Genomic DNA, 1,567 nt, shown 5'->3' on the forward strand with positions numbered 1-1,567 from the left:
TAGACATAATGACTCCCCACGAGGTGCTAGCCTCCTATCGTGGGTTAGCTTGAAAAGCCAGTGCCATAATTAGTGTGTCAAACAACTAAAGCGGAGGCTAGCATGAATAACCATAGCATAATTTTTATTGGATTAGATACTCATAAAATATTTACACAACTGGCTGTTTTAAAAGACGAACGTGGTGCTAAACCTGAGTCGTTAGGGAAAATAAATACCAACAAATCAGCCTTTATTAAACTAGCTCGACAACTACAATCAAAATACCCAAAAGCAACGCTACACTTTATTTATGAAGCCGGTCCCTGCGGCTACTGGATTTATAGACTACTTACAAGTTTAGGCCATTGCTGCTACATCATCGCACCTTCTCTTATACCCAAAAAGCCTGGTGATAAAGTGAAAACTGACAAACGTGATGCAGCCAAACTCGCCAAACTATTTAAAGCTGAAGAGCTGACAACCATTTATGTACCCGAAGCCGAAGATGAAGCCATACGCGATTTATCACGTGCCCGTGAAACCGCAATGAACGATTTAAAGGGCGCAAAGTTTCAACTTAAAGGACTGTTTTTAAGAAACAACATCAAATGTGACGTTAAAGATAATTGGTCAAATCAACATTTACGTTGGTTAACTGAGTTAGTTTTGCCTCATCCAAGCCAACAAATTGTTTTACAAGAAATGATACAAACCATCACCGAGCGCACAAAACGAGTGGCGCGGTTAGTGAATGAACTTGAACACCAAATCAAAAAATGGCGCTACTACCCTGTCATAAAAGCTATTCAAGCCATGCGTGGCGTAAGAATGTTAGTGGCTGTTGGGACGATTGCCGAATTAGGGGATCTAAGACGTTTCGATCATCCCAGAAAATTAATGGCATATCTTGGGTTAGTCCCCAGTGAACATTCAAGCGGTGATAAACGTAAGTTAGGTAAAATCACAAAATGTGGGAATGGACGAGCTAGACGATTATTAATCGAAGGCGCTCAAACCTATAAACACAAAGCGAATATTTCCACCGAACTTCAAAAACGACAAGAAGGATTAAGTAAAGAAATCGTTGATATTGCTTGGCAAGCACAACTAAGATTATGCCGACGCTATCAACGCCTCATGCAAAAAGGTAAGCATAGAAATGTTGTGGTCACCGCTATCGCTAGGGAAATGATAGCCTACATTTGGGCAATATCACGAGAAGTTGTGGTCAGCCCAATAGATCCTAAAACTCGCATTTCAAGGGTGCCTGCATGAGTAACAGTGTAGAGTTAACGTATTGGATCAAGCATCGGGTGTGGCACAACAACCGAGGGCGTTAGGATGGCAACGATGCTAACGCATCGTTGAACCACGAGCATAGATTGAAAACAGGTGTCACGGCGGAATAAGTAAGGTAGGCGCTGTTAACCAATAGGTTAATAATCCACGGATATCAGCATGAAAACCGACGAATTTACTTGCTTCATCTAGTGCGTTAACTCATTTAATTTTATAAAGAATAAATTATGGCTCTTTTTTTGAGCAGGGATCAGTGTTTTTAAACTTGACGTGGGGAGTCATACCA

General features: G+C 41.0%; 1 protein-coding gene. It reads left to right on the forward strand.

Annotated features, from left to right (window positions below):
- Positions 1-102: 102 nt before the first annotated feature.
- Complete coding sequence (locus H4J59_RS04015) at positions 103-1,257, forward strand: IS110 family transposase (protein ID WP_182236999.1); 1,155 nt, start codon at positions 103-105, stop codon at positions 1,255-1,257.
- The last annotated feature ends 310 nt before the right edge of the window (positions 1,258-1,567 follow it).

Source organism: Colwellia sp. MB02u-10, from assembly GCF_014077185.1.
Lineage (GTDB): Bacteria > Pseudomonadota > Gammaproteobacteria > Enterobacterales > Alteromonadaceae > Cognaticolwellia.

What these genes read in the sequence shown, in the direction of transcription:
- H4J59_RS04015 (WP_182236999.1), top strand. Translation starts at nt 103, where the DNA reads ATGAATAACCATAGCATAATTTTTATTGGATTAGATACTCATAAAATA.